Genomic DNA, 17,129 nt, shown 5'->3' with positions numbered 1-17,129 from the left:
TTTTCAAGCGCTTAGCTTGGCTAATTTGACCTGCTGATTCGTTTTGGTTTCTTACGAAGCCTTCCCGTTTCAACGAGGTCGCATTATAGAGATTTCGATCACACTGGCAAGCCCTTTTTGAAGTTTTTCTTACTTTTTTGATTGTTCGAACGTTTTTTGCTCAAAACACCCCATTTACACTAGTATTCGCCGTAATTAAGGGCTTAAGGTGCCTATATAAAGGAGGACTTATGAGTTCAATACGCAGTTATAAAGGAATATCCCCTCAGATTGGACAAGGTGTCTATATAGATACAAGTTCGGTACTGGTTGGTGATATCAAAATCGGTAACGACTCTAGCGTGTGGCCTTTGGTTGCCGCTCGAGGGGATGTGAACCACATTCATATCGGAGATAGAACGAATATCCAAGACGGTAGTGTTTTACATGTTACCCATAAGAACGCTGAAAACCCTGAGGGTTACCCTCTATTAATAGGTAATGATGTCACTATCGGGCATAAAGTAATGTTGCATGGCTGCACCATTGAAGATCGCGTACTGGTTGGTATGGGAGCAATCGTGCTTGATGGCGTCATCATCAAACAAGAAGTGATGATTGGTGCTGGTAGCTTAGTGCCACCGAACAAGGTCCTTGAAAGTGGTTATCTATATGTAGGAAGCCCAGTAAAGCAAGCACGCCCATTAAACGATAAAGAACGTGCCTTTTTACAGAAGTCAGCTGACAACTATGTTCAGAACAAAAACGACTATCTAGACTCTGTGCTTCCAGCCTAAAGCGCTTTAATCTGAATTCGATTAGAGGAGTCATACTCCTCTTCTTCTATTAGCTCTTCAGCCAACTCTTCAATATCAAAACGCAACTCAGCAAAGAGAGTTAAAGCTTGGTCGCCTTCTTTTATCTCTTTACCGGCTAATCTTGATAATTCTTCAATAGACATAACACACTCAATCAGCGCGCCCGACTGCTGTGCTGGGAAGGTGATTGATTGATTATCTTCATCCCAATCTTGGATATCTGGAAATAGAATTGATTGATTCATTTTTTATAAATACCTCATTACATCTCTAGGTTTTTACGTAGTTCTCTTAAAATCTGTTTTGTTCCCGGACGAAGGCCACGCCAAAGCATAAAGCTCTCTGCTGCCTGCCCCACTAGCATACCCAAACCATCATAAGCAGCATGAACACCATTATCTAATGCCCACTGATTGAATACCGTCGTTCCAGATCCGTAAACCATGTCATAAACGGCGCTATTAGAATTGAAAATAGCATCGGACACTTCAGGAAGCTGCCCGCTTAGACCTGATGAAGTAGAGTTAATAATGACATCAAAGCCTTCATTAACATCACTTAACCCCATCCCCTTGATGTTGCCATGCGAAGAAAACATCTCAGCCAGAAGTTCAGCCTTTGAACTGGTTCTGTTTGCGACCACCAACTGTTTTGGTTTTTGGTCGAGAAGAGGTTGAATCACTCCTCTCGCAGCACCACCAGCGCCAAGAAGAAGAACGCGAGCTCCTTTTAACGCAACTTGATGTTGAAGCAGGTCTTGAACTAAACCCTCACCATCGGTGTTATCACCAATGATTTCTCCGTCATCGAGCTTCTTAAGTGTGTTTACGGCACCTGCTAGTTCAGCCCTCTCAGTTAGGCGATTGGCAAACTGATACGCATCTTCTTTAAAAGGTGCTGTGACATTACATCCTCTACCACCTTCGCTGAAAAAGGCTTTCGCAGCAGTGATAAATTCACCATGTTCTGGCTGTAATGCTGTATAGGTAAGTTGTTGGCTGGTTTGGCGAGCAAATAATGTGTGAATGAATGGCGATTTGCTTTGCCCAATAGGGTTACCGAAAACGGCATAACGATCTACTTGCTGTGTCATATCCTTACCTAACAGAAATAAAAAAGGTCATCTATATAGATGACCCTATCACTATCCCTATAAGGAAGGAAGAACTACCAAACTCGAGGCTTTAGGTAGTCGCTATAAAGCAGAGCTTCTGGTGAACCCGCTTGAGGTTCGTAGCGATATTCCCAACGAGCCAATGGCGGCATCGACATTAATATTGATTCTGTGCGACCACCACTTTGTAGACCAAATAGGGTGCCACGGTCATAGACTAAGTTAAATTCAACATAGCGACCACGGCGATACAACTGGAAATCACGCTCACGTTCACCATAAGGCGTCTCTTTGCGTCGTTCTACTATTGGTAAGTATGCGGCTGCAAAACCTTCACCCACCGCCTGCATATAAGCAAAGCTCTTTTCAAAGCCCCACTCGTTAAGATCATCAAAGAACAGACCACCCACACCGCGTGTTTCGTCTCGGTGAGGCAGATAGAAGTATTTATCACACCACTCTTTATGCTCTTGGTAAACATCATCACCAAATGGCACACAAAGATCTTTAGCAGTTTGATGCCAAGATTGGCAATCTTCATCGACAGGATAGAATGGCGTTAAATCAAAACCACCACCGAACCACCAGATAGGATCTTCCCCTTCCTTTTCGGCAATAAAGAATCGTACGTTCGCGTGTGAGGTTGGGATGTATGGGTTTTTAGGGTGGATAACTAATGAGACACCCATAGCTTCAAACTTACGTCCGGCTAATTCAGGACGGTGAGCGGTTGCAGAGGCAGGCATAGCCTTACCAGCGACATGAGAAAAGTTAACACCGCCTTGCTCAAATATCGCACCGTTGGTCATCACACGAGTTCGACCACCGCCACCAAGGCGTTCGCCAGGTTCACGCTGCCATGCATCTTCTTCAAAAAGAGCTGCACCATCAGCTTGTTCAAGCTGTTGGCAAATCGAATCTTGTAGGCTCAGTAAAAACTTCTTTACTGCTTCTTTATCAATTGCTGACATCTTACTTCCTTTGCAGGGTTTAACCCTGTCTTAATATTTTCGACGTTTTTGCATCTCTAATTTCGCTTGGTTTCTCACGACCACCCGTTTGACCTTCTAAAATAGCGACTAGGTATTGGCCAAGTTGCTGCTGAACTTCTTCAGTCGTCATGCAAGGCGGTTCTCCAGTCAGGTTAGCACTGGTAGAGGTTAACGGCTTACCGAATTCATTACACATCCTTTGAACCAAAGGGTGATCAGTCACTCGTACTGCAATGGAATCAAATTGGCCGCTGACCCAGTCTGTCACTTTGCTACTGGTTGGCATGATCCAAGTCACCGGGCCTGGCCATGTTGCTTTTACGGTCGCTAACTGCACTTCCGTCAGCTGGCTTTCGTCAATATAAGGCAACAACTGCTCGTAACTCGCAGCAATTAGGATCAACCCTTTCTCCATCGGTCGCTGTTTTAAGTCGAGCAATTTCTTGATGGCTTGTGGATTATCAGGATCACAACCAACCCCAAAAACGCCTTCGGTCGGGTAAGCAATGACTTCACCTTGTTGTAATGCCTGCAAAGTATGTTGAAAGTTATCCAAGAGTTGCCTCATTAATTCTGTTATCGAACTCGCTAAGTGTACAAATTATCATTCACTGTGACTAAAGCTATTTGTTCATAAAATGTATCAATTAACAACTTAGACTGACGCAAACGTTTTCCTTGAGCGATTTTACCCGTATAATGCGCGCAAAATATCTAATCACTAATTAAATCGTACCTGAAGGAGTTTGAGATGACTGTCGGTATTATCATGGGTTCTAAATCTGATTGGCCAACAATGAAGCTAGCTGCAGAAATGTTGGATCAATTTGGCGTGGCGTACGAAACAAAAGTGGTTTCTGCTCACCGCACACCTCAGTTGCTTGCAGACTACGCAACCAGTGCGAAAGAGCGCGGTATTAAAGTAATTATTGCAGGAGCGGGCGGCGCTGCCCACCTTCCAGGTATGGCTGCTGCTTTCACAAGCGTACCTGTTTTGGGTGTTCCTGTTCAGTCTAAAGCACTAAAAGGCATGGACTCTCTGCTTTCTATCGTACAAATGCCAAAAGGCATCGCGGTAGGCACTCTGGCTATCGGTGAAGCTGGCGCTGCCAATGCTGGCATCCTAGCGGCTCAAATCATTGGTACACACAATGAAGACGTGATGGCAAAAGTCGAAGCGTTCCGCTCTGAGCAAACAGAAACGGTTCTTGCTAATCCAAACCCTGCAGAGGACTAATTTCCATGCATGTTCTTGTGTTAGGCGCGGGCCAACTTGCTCGCATGATGTCCCTAGCTGGGGCACCGCTGAATATTGAAATTTCTGCTTTTGATGTTGGCAGCAAAAATATTGTTCATCCATTAACGCAAGCGATTCTAGGCAACGGCCTAGAAAATGCGATTGAGCGTGCGGACGTCATTACTGCTGAATTCGAACATATCCCTCACGATGTACTTGAGGTGTGTGAGCGCAGCGGTAAGTTCTTACCGACAACAGAAGCAATCAAAGCTGGCGGTGACCGTCGTCTTGAAAAAGCCCTGTTAGACGAAGCAAATGTAAAAAATGCTAAGTACTACGTGATTAACTCTCGCGAAGACTTTGACGCTGCGATTGCTCACGTAGGCTTGCCAATGGTCTTGAAGAGCACACTTGGCGGCTACGATGGCAAAGGCCAGTGGCGCTTAAAGACATTAGATAATGTTGAGTCAACTTGGACAGAAATGACTGAGTGCATTGCAACAACAGACAACCAAGCGATTGTTGCTGAAGAGTTTGTTCCGTTTGACCGCGAAGTATCACTTGTCGGTGCTCGTGGTATCAATGGAGAGATTCAAGTATACCCACTAGCCGAAAATGTTCACGTCGACGGCGTATTGAGCTTATCAACAGCCATTGATGACATTGAACTGCAAGAGCAAGCAAAAACCATGTTCACCGCCGTTGCTGAGCGTTTGGACTACGTTGGCGTGCTCGCTCTAGAGTTCTTTGACGTTCAAGGTTCACTGCTTGTTAATGAGATTGCACCACGTGTTCATAACTCTGGTCACTGGACTCAACAAGGTGCTGAGACTTGTCAGTTTGAGAACCACCTGCGTGCCGTGTGTAGCATGCCATTAGGCAGTACTAAACTCATTCGCCCAACGGCTATGATCAACATTCTTGGTGAAGATACGTTACCTGAAGTGATTTTGGCTCAAGGTGGCTGTCATGTTCATTGGTATGGCAAAGAGAAGCGAGCGGGTCGTAAAATGGGCCACATCAATGTGAGCGCAGACTACAACGCCGAGCTGAAAAGAACGTTATGTTCACTGGCTGATATTCTTGATAAGAAAGCCTACCCTGCTGTGCATGAGTTTGCTGAGCAGATGAAGTAAGCCCTACATTGGTTTATTAATATAAAAACGGCGCTCAGTGAGCGCCGTTTTTTATGTCTTATCATTCACTTACTGTGATTAGCATTACTACTAAGATTGAATGTGATGACACTTGCGATCAGCACACTGCTTCTTAGTGCCACTGGCTGTTTTCTTCTCAAGTAACAACGGAAACTGACACTCTTCACAGCGACCTAAAATAGGAGGCTGATTGACTGCAAACTTACACTTCGGGTAGTTATCACAAGCATAGAAGGTTTTGCCATAGCGAGATTTACGCTCAACCAAATGGCCTCGACCACACTCAGGGCACGCAACAAGTGGCTGCTCTTCAGGTTGGTCTTTAGGTTGGTCCAAAGATTCGATGTGATTACATTCTGGATAGCTGCTACAGCCAATGAACATCCCAAAGCGACCTTGTCTTAACACCAACTCGTTTTGGCATTTAGGACATGGCACACCCAGCTCTTTAACCACGTGACCATCATTTTGATGCAGTGGCTTGATGTAATCACAATCAGGATACTGCTTACAGCCTAAAAACGGGCCGTGCTTACCATGACGAAGCTGAAGCTCTCCACCACACTGTGGACATGGTTCATGCTCCAACGCATGTTCATGTGCTGAAAAAAGCTGATTATCAATCTTATTACTCATGATAAGCCTGTATTAATGCAAGATACCTTGCTCTTTGGTGTACAACAGCTCTTCCATTTGCGTGTAAGCACTTTCATTACCCGGCACATTAAATAGCACCATTAAGATAATCCATTTCAGATCATCCAATTCAAATTCGTTGGTCTCAAGCCCCATCACACGATCAATCACCATTTCACGAATCTCTGTCGTGAGTACGTTGATCTGTTCAAGGAACAATAAGAAACCTCGACACTCCATATTAATACGTGAAATCTCTCGACTGGTATAAATACGCATCGAGGTATTGGAACACACACTAATCGCCGCTTGGTTCTCGGTATCTTGCAATGCAGCAAGATCTTCTAACCAATGGAGAGCCTTATAAATATCATCTTGGTGAAACCCTGCTCGAAGAAGTTCATCTTCCAGCTCATCTTGATCCACCTGCAATTCAGAATCGCTATGGATGTAGGTTTCAAACAAGTACATCAGTATGTCCATCATCATAGCTTAGCCTCTCCCCTTTCGAATATAGCCACCGGAAACTGCAACAACATGCCCTGAGAGCTCAAGCTCTAAAAGCTGCATCATGACCTCATGCACAGGTATATGGGTTCTCTGTGCCAAAATATCAACGGGTGTCGCCTCTAGCCCTACGTTAGCGAACAGCTGTGGAAATGGCAATTGTTCATTCTCACCCATACTTTGTGAGGGTTCGAACAAGCTTGGCTGTTGATCTATAGACCAGTTTAACAGACTCTTTATTTCAACCAATACATCTTGAGCACTCTGTACCAAACATGCGCCAGCTTTAATTAAGCTATTGCCTCCACGACTGGTTGGGCTATGGATCGAGCCTGGGAGCGCAAACACTTCCCTACCTTGCTCTAAGGCATAACGAGCCGTAATTAAAGAACCACTTTTTTCAGCCGCCTCAATAACTAATGTTCCCAAAGATAAGCCACTAATAATACGGTTACGACGAGGAAAATGTTCAGGTCTGGGTTTGGCGTCTGGACGGAACTCTGAAATCAACGCACCATTCTCACAAATTCTATCGGCTAAATTTCTGTGTCGTGCTGGGTAGATAGAGTCAAGACCTGAGCCTAATACGGCAAAGGTTTCTCCTCCTTTATCCAAAGCGCCATCATGAGCATAACCATCGATGCCTAGCGCTAATCCACTGGTTACAATTAAACCATTTTTTACAAACTCTTTAGCGAAAGATTTCGCAGTCTGTAGCCCTTCAATACTGGCATTGCGACTGCCGACCATAGCTATTTGGGGCTCAATCAGTTTTTCAACGTGACCTTTGACGAAAAGCACACTTGGTGCAGAGGCGATCTCATTCAACAATTTAGGATAGTGTGGGCAATTCGGAGTGATGATGTAGTGGTTGGGTTGTTTTGCTTGCCACGCGAAACAAGCCTCTACTTCCCGTGGGGCTTGCTCTCTTAGATAAGATATTTGCTTAGCTGACAAACCAATCGCTTGCAGCTGTTGGCTTGAGTAGCCAACAATATTAGAAGGAGAGTCAATACTCAGCAGTCGAGAAAGTCGCTTGCCACCCAATTGCGGAACAAAACTCAGCGTGAGCCAAGCGCTAAGTTGTTGCTCATTCACTCTGAGCCCTTAACTTGTTCCGTCAAAACAAGATCCAAAGGGGATACCGCCAGAATGTCATTGCTAACAGGCTTAGAGCTCTGAGTAATCAGGGCGAGGCTAAAATACTCGTAAGGGCGGATGACCATCAAACTACCGAGTGAGGTACTTGGCAATTGCACCTTATCGCTCGCCGCAGACTCTTTGTAGCTGTATTCACCTTGCTTACCAAACACCACAGCGCCGCTTTCACTAAGCGTAAACATAGAGCCTTGGCGAAGATTGTCCTGTGAGCCTTTATTGATAACAACCACCTGATTCTTTGCGCTGTATTGGCTGCCATCTAATGAACCCAAGATATTGGCAAACTGACCCGCAGCACTAGGCGCAGGGTAAAACGTGGTTGAGAGCTTCACCTGACCAACGCCAAGCTCTGGTGACACGAGGTCATTAAGTAACACCTCTTGCAGCTGAGTCTCTATCTGTAAACTACTGAACTCAGCATCCACCTCTTTTAAGCGTGCCGTGGCGACCAAACGTAACGAGGTCATACTCGCTTGAGGTTGCTGTCGGTGGTAGGTTTCGACGGCGCGGTAAATTCCCCACTTTTGATATTGCTGGTTGCCTGAGATAAACAGTCTGTCCTCACCCGATAAGAACCGCTTGCCATCACTCGTCCCCAACACTCGTTGAGCCGATTGAATACCTTGCTGCTCAACCAAGCGATCAGATTGTAAATACGGCAGAACCAGGCCCTCATTCACGGTAGGTACTGCTTTCTTCTCAGAGATACGAATCTTAGGGCTAAGCTTGATAACGGGTTTGAGGCTCAATACAGGCTCGCCATTAATCCAAACCAAAGATAATTTATCTCCAGGGTAAATAAGGTGAGGGTTTTCTATCTCTGGATTTACTTGCCATAACCTTGGCCATAACCATGGGCTATCGAGGTACATCCTAGATATATCCCATAAGGTATCACCCTTAACCACCACATACGCCTCGGGTGCGCCTTGTTTAATGGTTAAAGGTTGCTCACTATTTCCAGCCATAACGGCGAACGAAAGCGAGGCACAAATAAAAGAAAAAGTGGGAGAAAAATGACGCATGACCTAGGTTCCTTGGTCTGAATATATGACATCTGATTAGAGAATTAACTTCAGGATGCTGTCATTTGACCTCTAAAATGTCTAGAATTGAGCCAACAAGGTTTAAGCTGTTTCGGCACAGTTCAATATTTCGAGTGTATATGTCTGTATTACAAGTATTAACATTACCAGATGATCGTCTACGTACCGTGGCGAAACCGGTAAAAGAAGTTACCCCAGAGATTCAAAAGTTAGTCGATGACATGATTGAAACCATGTACGACGAAGAAGGTATCGGCCTTGCGGCAACGCAAGTAGATTTCCACCAACGCATCGTTGTTATCGATATTTCAGAAACACGTGATGAACCGATTGTTCTGATCAACCCTGAAATTACCGATAAACGTGGCGAAGATGGTATCGAAGAAGGCTGCCTATCTGTACCAGGCGCTCGAGCTCTAGTACCTCGCGCTGCAGAAGTAACGGTTAAAGCACTAGACCGCGATGGCAACGAATTCACATTCGACGCCGATGATCTATTGGCTATCTGTGTTCAGCACGAACTTGACCACCTAGAAGGCAAGTTGTTTGTTGATTACCTATCGCCACTAAAACGCAAACGTATTCAAGATAAGCTAGCGAAGATTAAACGTTTCAACGAGAAACAAGGTTAATAACCGCTGCTATTACTAAATTAAGAAGGAAGTCTACCTTGAGTCAATCTTTAAGAATTGTCTTCGCAGGTACTCCGGATTTCGCCGCCCGTCACTTGGCGGCGTTGTTGTCTTCGGAGCATGAAGTTATTGCTGTTTACACACAGCCAGATCGTCCAGCAGGCCGCGGTAAAAAACTGACTGCGAGTCCAGTAAAAAACATCGCACTTGAAAATAATATTCCGGTTTACCAACCCGAAAACTTCAAGTCAGATGAAGCTAAGCAAGAACTAGCCGATTTGAATGCTGACATCATGGTTGTCGTCGCTTACGGCTTGCTTCTTCCACAAGCTGTATTAGATACACCTCGCTTGGGTTGTATCAACGTGCACGGCTCTATCTTACCGCGCTGGCGTGGTGCTGCTCCTATCCAACGCTCTATCTGGGCGGGTGATAAAGAGACAGGCGTAACGATCATGCAGATGGATATCGGCCTAGATACGGGTGATATGCTAAGCATCGCAACGCTACCAATCGAAACTACAGATACGAGCGCTTCAATGTACGAGAAGTTGGCTGGCCTTGGCCCTGATGCTCTTGTTGATTGTTTAGCAAACATCGCTTCAGGTAAAGCCGTCGCAGAAAAGCAAGACGACGAACTTGCTAACTACGCGAAGAAGCTAAGCAAAGAAGAAGCTAAAATTGATTGGAATGACAGTGCAGAACACATCGAACGTTGTGTACGCGCTTTCAATCCATGGCCAATGAGTCACTTTGCGATTGTTGATAGCAGCTCTGATACAGAGATAAGCATTAAGGTTTGGCAAACACGTGTTGATGAAGAATCAACATCTGCGCCAGCTGGCACAATTATCAAAGCTGATAAAACGGGTATCTATGTTGCTACTGGCGATAAAGTACTTGTATTGGAACAGCTACAAGTTCCAGGTAAAAAAGCCATGTCAGTTCAGGATATCTTGAACTCACGTGCAAGCTGGTTTGAAGTTGGTACTCAACTTTCTTAACCACTTTAAAGCTATTTTATATGCACTTAGAAACGTGTAGCTTTAAATAACATGGCTTAGAAAACCTTTACGAGGGCAGAGATGCCCTCATGTATTCAAATAAATATTCGGTATCCCTCATGAATGTTCGCGCTGCTGCTGCAAATGTCCTATTCCAAGTTGTCGACAAAGGCCACTCTCTTTCACACGCTCTCCCTGCGGCTCAAAAAACGATCCGCCCGCGAGACCATGCTCTACTGCAAGAGATTTGCTACGGTGCACTTCGTTACTTGCCTCGCTTAGAGTCAATCGCTAACGAATTAATGGACAACTCACTTAAAGGCAAAAAGCGTGTATTCCACCACCTAATTTTAGTGGGTATTTACCAACTGAGCTTTATGCGTATTCCTTCGCATGCTGCAGTTGCTGAAACTGTTGAGGCAACCAAAACATTGCGTGGTCCAAGCCTAAGCGGTTTGATCAACGCTGTGTTACGTAGCTACCTGCGTGACCAAGAAGAGTTGGATGAAAAAGCGGTTAGCCACAATGCGGGTAAATACACTCACCCAAGCTGGATTCTTAAAATGCTTCAAGAAAGCTACCCAGATCAGTGGGAGCAATTAATTGAAGCAAACAACAGCAAGGCACCAATGTGGTTGCGCGTAAACCGTCAGCACCACACTCGTGACGAGTACGCCGAACTACTGAAAAACGAAAACATTGAATACACACTGCACCCTGAAGCTGCAGATGCCATAAAATTAGCAGCGCCTTGTGATGTTACTTTGCTTCCTGGCTTCGACAGAGGTTGGGTATCAGTACAAGACGCAGCCGCTCAGCTTTCCGTTGATTACCTAACACCAAAAGATGGTGAGCTAATCCTAGATTGTTGTGCAGCGCCAGGTGGTAAAACCGCGCACATTCTTGAGCATACTAAAGACACAGAAGTGGTTGCGATTGACTGTGATATCAAACGTCTAGACCGTGTTTACGATAACCTAGAACGCCTACAACTGCGCGCCGACGTAATCTGTGGCGATGCTCGCTACCCTGAAGAGTGGTGGATGGGTGATAAGTTTGACCGCATCCTGCTTGATGCTCCATGTTCAGCAACGGGTGTAATCCGTCGCCACCCTGACATCAAGTGGCTACGCCGCGCATCTGATATTGACGCACTAGCAGAACTGCAAAGTGAGATCATGGATGCAATGTGGAATCAGCTGAAAGAAGGCGGCACCATGGTCTATGCGACATGTTCTATCACGCCGCAAGAAAATGTGCTGCAAGTGAAGGCGTTCCTAGAGCGTACAGAGAACGCAACACTTGTTGGGTCTGATATCGAAAATCCGGGTCGTCAAATACTGCCTGGAGAAGAAGATATGGATGGCTTCTACTACGCAGTTCTAGTAAAACAGGCATAACAACTAACAACGGCTAAGAATTTAATTTCTTAGCCGTTGTTTCTTTCTAGTGAGTCATCAAAGAAAAATCAGATCACTAGGATTACTACGGTAAAGAAAAGAGACAGGCTATGAAGATCATTATCCTAGGTGCTGGACAAGTTGGCGGTACCCTTGCTGAAAACCTAGTTGGTGAAAACAACGATATCACTATTGTCGATCGTAACGCTGACCGACTGCGTGAACTTCAGGATAAATATGACCTGAGGGTTATCAACGGTTATGCCAGCCACCCAAACACGTTACGTGAAGCAGGTGCACAAGATGCCGATATGTTGGTTGCGGTAACCAATATGGATGAAACCAACATGGCTGCATGTCAGGTTGCCTTCTCTCTTTTCAATACGCCAAACCGAATTGCCCGCATTCGTTCTCCTCAATACCTAGAAGAGAAAGAAGCACTCTTTAAGTCGGGGGCGATACCGGTCGATCACCTAATTGCACCCGAAGAGCTCGTTACTAGCTACATCGAGCGCCTTATCCAATATCCAGGCGCACTGCAAGTAGTTAGCTTTGCTGAACAAAAGGTTAGCTTAGTCGCGGTAAAAGCTTACTACGGCGGTCCATTGGTAGGTAACGCACTTTCCGCACTACGTGAGCACATGCCTCACATTGATACTCGTGTTGCGGCTATCTTCCGTCAAGGTCGACCAATTCGCCCACAAGGTACCACCATCATTGAAGCCGATGATGAAGTGTTCTTCGTGGCAGCGAGTAACCATATCCGCTCGGTAATGAGTGAACTACAACGCCTAGAAAAGCCTTACCGCCGTATCATGATTGTTGGTGGCGGTAACATCGGTGCAAGCTTGGCAAGACGTCTTGAACAAAGCTACAGTATCAAGCTAATCGAGCGCAGTTACACCCGAGCTGAGAAGCTGTCTGAAGAGCTAGAAAACACCATCGTATTCTGTGGTGATGCCGCAGACCAAGAGCTACTCACCGAAGAGAACATCGATCAAGTTGATGTATTCATCGCCTTAACTAACGAAGATGAAACCAACATCATGTCAGCCATGCTCGCTAAGCGAATGGGTGCCAAAAAGGTAATGGTACTGATTCAGCGTGGTGCTTATGTCGACCTGGTTCAGGGCGGTGTAATCGATATTGCGATCTCTCCGCAGCAAGCAACAATTTCTGCGCTGCTCACTCACGTTCGTCGTGCTGATATTGTAAACGTATCATCACTGCGTCGCGGTGCCGCAGAAGCGATTGAAGCCATTGCTCACGGTGACGAAACCACATCCAAGGTTGTCGGCAGAGCGATTGGCGACATCAAACTACCACCAGGTACTACCATCGGTGCAATTGTTCGCGGAGAAGAGGTGCTTATCGCACACGATAGAACCGTAATCGAACAAGATGACCATGTAGTGATGTTCTTAGTGGATAAAAAATACGTGCCCGATGTCGAGTCTCTTTTCCAACCGAGCCCCTTCTTCTTGTAGCCCTCTTCTTGTGAGATTTTTCTCATGAGAACCGCGCTCGGCACAAAGCTGTGGTCTATTAAAACGGTGATCTATTAAAGCTATGGTCTATTAAGCTATGGTCAATTTTCGTCCGATATTATTAGTGATTGGGTTGGTGTTATCAAAACTCGCCCTTTTCATGTACATACCAACATTAGTTGCCTTCGTTACAGGCACTGGTGGTTTTCTCGAGTTTGGTAAATCTGTAGTGATCACGCACATTGTGGCGTTTATCTGCTTGAGTTTAGGCCGTTCCGCTAAGTTTCGATTAGGGGTGCGGGACATGTTCCTGATCACCTCTCTGGTATGGACTATTGCCAGTGCCTTTGCAGCTCTGCCTTTTGTTTTCATTAACCACATCAGCTTTACTGACGCCTACTTCGAGACCATGTCTGGTATCACTACAACGGGTTCAACCGTATTGAGTGGTTTGGATAGCATGGCGCCAAGCATTCTACTGTGGCGTTCAATATTGCAATGGCTTGGTGGTATAGGATTCATCGTAATGGCGGTGGCTGTACTACCGATGCTCAACGTTGGTGGTATGCGCCTATTCCAAACTGAATCTTCCGATTGGTCTGATAAAAGCAGCCCTAGAGCGAAAACCGTAGCGAAGAACATCGTGGCGGTTTATCTAGTCCTTACGGGCTTGTGCATAGTTAGCTACCTGTTTGCAGGAATGAGCATCTTCGATGCAATCAACCACGCATTCACCACTCTTTCTACTGGTGGTTATTCAACCTCAGACGGCTCCATGAATCACTTCTCTAATAGTGCTCACTGGGTCGGAACGGTGTTCATGTTTCTTGGCGGCCTGCCGTTCTTACTGTTTGTTAGCGCACTGCGCGGCAGAAAGCTTGCCATACTCTATAAAGATGCGCAGGTAAGAGGCTTTACTTACCTATTCTTGGTCACCAGTGCCGTAATATCGACTTGGTTGGTGGTTAGAGATGGCTATAGCGCAATGGATGCACTACGAGTCTCGATGTTCAACATCGTGTCAGTGGTCACTACAACAGGCTTTGGCCTTGAAGATTTCACAGCTTGGGGCGCACTGCCAACTACGTTATTTGCCTTTCTGATGATGGCAGGGGCATGTTCAGGTTCAACCTCTGGCGGGATTAAAATCTTCCGCTTCCAAATCGCCATGACCATGCTGCATAAACAAATGATGAAGCTGATTCACCCATCAGGTGTGTTCGTTCAACGCTACAACCAACGACCAGTCAGTGATGACATCGTGCGTTCTCTAGTCGCATTTGGTTTGATGTTCTTTATCACGATTATCTTAATTGCCGGTGGGCTGAGTGCGATGGGGCTTGATCCTGTAACCAGCATATCTGGCGCTATCACTGCCGTTGCCAACGTCGGCCCAGGTATGGGGAGCGTGATAGGCCCAACAGGGAACTTTGCTCCATTACCAGACGCTGCTAAATGGCTATTAAGTTTGGGAATGCTGATGGGCAGACTCGAAATATTGACGCTCATTGTTTTATTTTTCCCAGCCTTTTGGCGACGCTAATTGCGCGAAAAATCAAGGAAACACAAATGAAATCACCCCTATTTATCGCAAGCGTGCTGCTCGCAAACTCAGTATGTATGAGCTCTGCACTCGCCGACCAAGTCGTGGCTCTGCAAGATGGGAAACAAATACTGCTAAAAGATGACTTTACTTGGCAATATGTTGTGGAGAAACAAACAATAGAAACAACAACCGCAACGCCAGTCGCAGCGGTGCCTGTTGTAGCCGTCCCAGTCGCGACTAATATCCGTGGTACTACGATTGTCGTTGATAGCAAGAAGCCAAGCTTACAGCTATCTCAATCGGGTGTGGATGTAGTATTGGGTGCGAGCCACTACGAAGATGGTGAGCTGATCATCCCAACGGCGATTACCAACCAAGGTACGCAGGCTGTGATCTTAGTGTCTTTGAAGTTAGGTGTGTATTCACCAAGTGGTGAATTATTAGAAGAGAAAACAGTAGCGGTTTGGAAATCGATAAAGCGTATGGCAGATACCTACCTTCGACCAAAAACCGATGCCGAAGGTACGTCGCTCAACCTAGCTGTTGATCAATATCCAGAGTATCAAATCAAAGCTGAAATTGTTGAGGTGCTAGCTCGTTAAACCGGAGTCACGTACAAGTAAATAGCGAAGAAATGGCAAGCGCAGCCCGCCAACACAAACAGGTGCCAGATGGCATGGTTATAAGGGATGCGTTTTGCCACATAGAAAATGACACCCAGCGAGTAAATCACCCCACCGACCGCCAGCAATACCAAACCACCGATATTGATGTTCATCGCCAATTGATAAACCACAATCAAAGATAGCCAACCCATCGCCAAGTAAATGAACAGCGATAAGCGCTTGAATCGGTATACGAAAGCAATCTTCATGATAATACCGACCAGCGCTATACCCCAGATCACCGCCATCAAGCCCATCGCTAACGGGGTTCTCAAACCGACTAATAAAAAAGGCGTGTAACTACCTGCGATCAGTAAATAAATTGCACAATGATCGAGCGTTTTGAGTAAGCGCTTGGTTTTTTCAGTAGTGATCGAGTGGTACAACGTGGAAGCAAGAAAGAGCAGAATAATACTGCTGCCATACACCGCCATACTGGCAACAGTTAGCATGTCGGCTTGGTAATCAAACGCACGAATCAATAACAGGATCAGACCCACTACGCCAAGTACGACACCCAAACCATGAGTTATCGCATTAGCGCGCTCTTCGATGTCACTGTATTCGCTGGCTGATGATGCAGACATGAGTATCCTACTAGAGTAAATGTTCGATTGATCTAGTATTGCACATTAAGCTTACACGTGTAAGCTTAAATTTTTATGACAAAATGACTTATAAAATGTGCGATTCAGCTAAGGCGCGTTTTCTAAATACTCAAGCACCATCTTGCCGGCGTCCTCTGGTGAGGTTTCCAATGGCACACTCAATTGACGCTGTAGCTGACCAATTCCCAGCAAACTCGCCAACATGCCTTTTGCGCCATCGCGATTGCGATCTATCTCAAACCACAACTTAAGTTCTGTCTCACCACGATGAGCGACAACCTCAAGCTCACGCCAACGACCATGATAAGGTCCAGTCGTCGGAACAAATTCGAACTCTTGCACAAACGGTAATTCGAAACCTTCCACCGCTTCACACTCGACTTGGCGAATGCGTAGCCCTTGAGCTTCAAGTGCGTTAAAGATGCCGTCGAGCAAAGGATCGGGGCGAACCGTTAAAACATCCTTATCAGACGGATCAATTGCCATCGCAATGTCGAGCCCGGTTTCAAGCCACACCTTTGAATCACCAATCGTGACTGGGGTATTCAGCGGTACATCAAATTCACATTCAAAATCGCGGGTTTCTCCCGGCTGAATAACAAAGGCATACGGCAGACTCCATTTTGCCAACGAGTATGTCTGGTGCATTCGGCGTGTGTGACCACCTTCTTGTCTTTGCGAATTCATCGTGACTTCTTTTACATAACGACAGCACAGGTTCAGATCGATGTTATCTATCTCCTGTGGCTGAGAGCCACCATACACATGCACAATAATGCTCGCCTTTTTCCCTGGGTAAAGCACTTCCTGTTGCAATACAGAATCCACCTTGGCAGACCCAATACCAAAACTTGCTAACGTTTTCTTCAAGAACGACATATGCACCTCCTTTAAAACATCATATTAAGCCTGAAAGAGGTTCAAACTCAAATATACTGCTCACACTATTTTAGCTCTAATATCGTCTATTTATCACTCAGGCGTCGATCGATAACTTAGATAGTGATAATCTAAGCCTTGATATGCATGCATATCATTATCCTGATTTATTATTCGGATTGGCGAAAGCCAGACGAGTGACTCTTCAAGAAATTGAGGCGGATCTCATGGTAAATCAGGCCATTAGATTGGCAATGGATA

General features: G+C 45.7%; 19 protein-coding genes. 9 read left to right on the top strand and 10 right to left on the bottom strand.

Annotated features, from left to right (window positions below; genetic code table 11):
• The first annotated feature begins 230 nt into the window (after positions 1 to 230).
• Entirely contained in the window at positions 231 to 776 is a 546-nt protein-coding gene (locus tag AACW75_RS13355; protein ID WP_017073868.1) for a gamma carbonic anhydrase family protein, read from the top strand.
• On the opposite strand, the gene AACW75_RS13350 is transcribed toward AACW75_RS13355, so the two are convergent.
• The 4 genes from AACW75_RS13350 to AACW75_RS13335 form a co-directional block, all read right to left on the bottom strand.
• Positions 773 to 1,042: a DUF1488 family protein gene (locus tag AACW75_RS13350; RefSeq protein ID WP_017073867.1), complete on the bottom strand. Its 270-nt coding sequence runs from the start codon at positions 1,040 to 1,042 to the stop codon at positions 773 to 775. The two genes, AACW75_RS13355 and AACW75_RS13350, sit on opposite strands and share 4 nt — an antisense overlap.
• 17 nt (positions 1,043 to 1,059) lie before the next feature.
• Complete coding sequence (gene aroE, locus AACW75_RS13345; protein WP_145571799.1) at positions 1,060 to 1,890, bottom strand: shikimate dehydrogenase; 831 nt, start codon at positions 1,888 to 1,890, stop codon at positions 1,060 to 1,062.
• A 74-nt stretch (positions 1,891 to 1,964) separates the two neighbouring features.
• Complete coding sequence (hemF, locus tag AACW75_RS13340; RefSeq protein ID WP_145571801.1) at positions 1,965 to 2,882, bottom strand: oxygen-dependent coproporphyrinogen oxidase; 918 nt, start codon at positions 2,880 to 2,882, stop codon at positions 1,965 to 1,967.
• Positions 2,883 to 2,901: 19 nt separating this feature from the next.
• Positions 2,902 to 3,459, bottom strand: coding sequence for an L-threonylcarbamoyladenylate synthase (locus AACW75_RS13335; protein ID WP_029224901.1), 558 nt, complete (start codon positions 3,457 to 3,459; stop codon positions 2,902 to 2,904).
• Positions 3,460 to 3,654: 195 nt separating this feature from the next.
• Here AACW75_RS13335 and purE point away from each other — a divergent pair, with 195 nt between their 5' ends.
• Together purE and AACW75_RS13325 are read left to right on the top strand one after the other, a co-directional pair.
• Positions 3,655 to 4,140: a 5-(carboxyamino)imidazole ribonucleotide mutase gene (gene purE / locus AACW75_RS13330; RefSeq protein ID WP_017073863.1), complete on the top strand. Its 486-nt coding sequence runs from the start codon at positions 3,655 to 3,657 to the stop codon at positions 4,138 to 4,140.
• Between the two features lie 5 nt (positions 4,141 to 4,145).
• Positions 4,146 to 5,276, top strand: coding sequence for a 5-(carboxyamino)imidazole ribonucleotide synthase (locus tag AACW75_RS13325; protein WP_102554492.1), 1,131 nt, complete (start codon positions 4,146 to 4,148; stop codon positions 5,274 to 5,276).
• 90 nt (positions 5,277 to 5,366) lie between these two features.
• Here AACW75_RS13325 and AACW75_RS13320 read toward each other — a convergent pair whose 3' ends face one another.
• Genes AACW75_RS13320 through AACW75_RS13305 form a run of 4 tightly spaced genes read right to left on the bottom strand, consistent with a single transcriptional unit; the run spans position 5,367 to position 8,626 of the window.
• On the bottom strand, positions 5,367 to 5,933 hold the full coding sequence (locus AACW75_RS13320) for a DNA topoisomerase family protein (protein ID WP_145571802.1): 567 nt from the start codon (positions 5,931 to 5,933) through the stop codon (positions 5,367 to 5,369).
• Between the two features lie 12 nt (positions 5,934 to 5,945).
• The gene (locus AACW75_RS13315) at positions 5,946 to 6,422 is read right to left on the bottom strand and encodes a DUF494 family protein (RefSeq protein WP_009848094.1); all 477 of its coding nucleotides are present in this window, start codon (positions 6,420 to 6,422) and stop codon (positions 5,946 to 5,948) included.
• A 3-nt stretch (positions 6,423 to 6,425) separates the two neighbouring features.
• A complete protein-coding gene (gene dprA / locus AACW75_RS13310; protein WP_145571805.1) occupies positions 6,426 to 7,538 on the bottom strand; it encodes a DNA-processing protein DprA in 1,113 nt (370 codons plus the stop codon).
• A complete protein-coding gene (locus tag AACW75_RS13305; RefSeq protein ID WP_145571807.1) occupies positions 7,535 to 8,626 on the bottom strand; it encodes a LysM peptidoglycan-binding domain-containing protein in 1,092 nt (363 codons plus the stop codon). Before AACW75_RS13305 ends, dprA begins: the two co-directional genes overlap by 4 nt.
• A 140-nt stretch (positions 8,627 to 8,766) precedes the next feature.
• On the opposite strand from AACW75_RS13305, the gene def reads away from it, so the two are divergent.
• The 6 genes from def to AACW75_RS13275 all read left to right on the top strand — a co-directional run bounded on the left by def (position 8,767) and on the right by AACW75_RS13275 (position 15,318).
• Positions 8,767 to 9,279, top strand: a complete 513-nt coding sequence (gene def, locus AACW75_RS13300) for a peptide deformylase (protein ID WP_029224900.1) — start codon at positions 8,767 to 8,769, stop codon at positions 9,277 to 9,279.
• 38 nt (positions 9,280 to 9,317) lie between these two features.
• Entirely contained in the window at positions 9,318 to 10,283 is a 966-nt protein-coding gene (gene fmt, locus AACW75_RS13295; RefSeq protein ID WP_145571809.1) for a methionyl-tRNA formyltransferase, read from the top strand.
• 119 nt (positions 10,284 to 10,402) lie between these two features.
• Positions 10,403 to 11,683: a 16S rRNA (cytosine(967)-C(5))-methyltransferase RsmB gene (gene rsmB, locus AACW75_RS13290; protein ID WP_017073855.1), complete on the top strand. Its 1,281-nt coding sequence runs from the start codon at positions 10,403 to 10,405 to the stop codon at positions 11,681 to 11,683.
• Between the two features lie 110 nt (positions 11,684 to 11,793).
• On the top strand, positions 11,794 to 13,170 hold the full coding sequence (gene trkA / locus AACW75_RS13285) for a Trk system potassium transporter TrkA (RefSeq protein WP_017073854.1): 1,377 nt from the start codon (positions 11,794 to 11,796) through the stop codon (positions 13,168 to 13,170).
• Positions 13,171 to 13,267: 97 nt separating this feature from the next.
• Positions 13,268 to 14,713 carry a TrkH family potassium uptake protein gene (locus tag AACW75_RS13280; protein WP_017073853.1) on the top strand — a complete coding sequence of 482 codons (1,446 nt, stop codon included), beginning with the start codon at positions 13,268 to 13,270 and terminating at the stop codon, positions 14,711 to 14,713.
• Positions 14,714 to 14,739: 26 nt separating this feature from the next.
• Positions 14,740 to 15,318 (top strand): DUF3157 family protein, encoded by a 579-nt coding sequence (locus tag AACW75_RS13275; RefSeq protein ID WP_145571811.1) that lies wholly within the window; start codon positions 14,740 to 14,742, stop codon positions 15,316 to 15,318.
• Here AACW75_RS13275 and trhA read toward each other — a convergent pair.
• Together trhA and AACW75_RS13265 are read right to left on the bottom strand one after the other, a co-directional pair.
• Positions 15,315 to 15,968 carry a PAQR family membrane homeostasis protein TrhA gene (gene trhA, locus AACW75_RS13270; protein ID WP_102361776.1) on the bottom strand — a complete coding sequence of 218 codons (654 nt, stop codon included), beginning with the start codon at positions 15,966 to 15,968 and terminating at the stop codon, positions 15,315 to 15,317. The two genes, AACW75_RS13275 and trhA, sit on opposite strands and share 4 nt — an antisense overlap.
• Before the next feature lie 108 nt (positions 15,969 to 16,076).
• Positions 16,077 to 16,868 carry a sporulation protein gene (locus AACW75_RS13265; protein ID WP_145571813.1) on the bottom strand — a complete coding sequence of 264 codons (792 nt, stop codon included), beginning with the start codon at positions 16,866 to 16,868 and terminating at the stop codon, positions 16,077 to 16,079.
• Positions 16,869 to 17,129 lie beyond the last annotated feature (261 nt).

Origin of the sequence: Vibrio sp. L3-7 (assembly GCF_963898195.1) — a bacterium.
In the GTDB taxonomy this organism is placed as follows: domain Bacteria; phylum Pseudomonadota; class Gammaproteobacteria; order Enterobacterales; family Vibrionaceae; genus Vibrio; species Vibrio echinoideorum.
Note: the sequence above shows the minus strand (reverse complement) of the source record. Positions and strands in the feature narration are given on the sequence as shown.

Bases quoted from the DNA above. Each gene is read 5' to 3' on its own strand.
- AACW75_RS13350 (WP_017073867.1), bottom strand. From the start codon at position 1,042: ATGAATCAATCAATTCTATTTCCAGATATCCAAGATTGGGATGAAGAT.
- AACW75_RS13265 (WP_145571813.1), bottom strand. From the start codon at position 16,868: ATGTCGTTCTTGAAGAAAACGTTAGCAAGTTTTGGTATTGGGTCTGCC.
- aroE (WP_145571799.1), bottom strand. From the start codon at position 1,890: ATGACACAGCAAGTAGATCGTTATGCCGTTTTCGGTAACCCTATTGGG.
- trhA (WP_102361776.1), bottom strand. From the start codon at position 15,968: ATGTCTGCATCATCAGCCAGCGAATACAGTGACATCGAAGAGCGCGCT.
- AACW75_RS13325 (WP_102554492.1), top strand. From the start codon at position 4,146: ATGCATGTTCTTGTGTTAGGCGCGGGCCAACTTGCTCGCATGATGTCC.
- AACW75_RS13280 (WP_017073853.1), top strand. From the start codon at position 13,268: ATGGTCAATTTTCGTCCGATATTATTAGTGATTGGGTTGGTGTTATCA.
- purE (WP_017073863.1), top strand. From the start codon at position 3,655: ATGACTGTCGGTATTATCATGGGTTCTAAATCTGATTGGCCAACAATG.
- AACW75_RS13320 (WP_145571802.1), bottom strand. From the start codon at position 5,933: ATGAGTAATAAGATTGATAATCAGCTTTTTTCAGCACATGAACATGCG.
- trkA (WP_017073854.1), top strand. From the start codon at position 11,794: ATGAAGATCATTATCCTAGGTGCTGGACAAGTTGGCGGTACCCTTGCT.
- AACW75_RS13315 (WP_009848094.1), bottom strand. From the start codon at position 6,422: ATGATGATGGACATACTGATGTACTTGTTTGAAACCTACATCCATAGC.
- AACW75_RS13355 (WP_017073868.1), top strand. From the start codon at position 231: ATGAGTTCAATACGCAGTTATAAAGGAATATCCCCTCAGATTGGACAA.
- hemF (WP_145571801.1), bottom strand. From the start codon at position 2,882: ATGTCAGCAATTGATAAAGAAGCAGTAAAGAAGTTTTTACTGAGCCTA.
- AACW75_RS13305 (WP_145571807.1), bottom strand. From the start codon at position 8,626: ATGCGTCATTTTTCTCCCACTTTTTCTTTTATTTGTGCCTCGCTTTCG.
- def (WP_029224900.1), top strand. From the start codon at position 8,767: ATGTCTGTATTACAAGTATTAACATTACCAGATGATCGTCTACGTACC.
- rsmB (WP_017073855.1), top strand. From the start codon at position 10,403: ATGAATGTTCGCGCTGCTGCTGCAAATGTCCTATTCCAAGTTGTCGAC.
- AACW75_RS13275 (WP_145571811.1), top strand. From the start codon at position 14,740: ATGAAATCACCCCTATTTATCGCAAGCGTGCTGCTCGCAAACTCAGTA.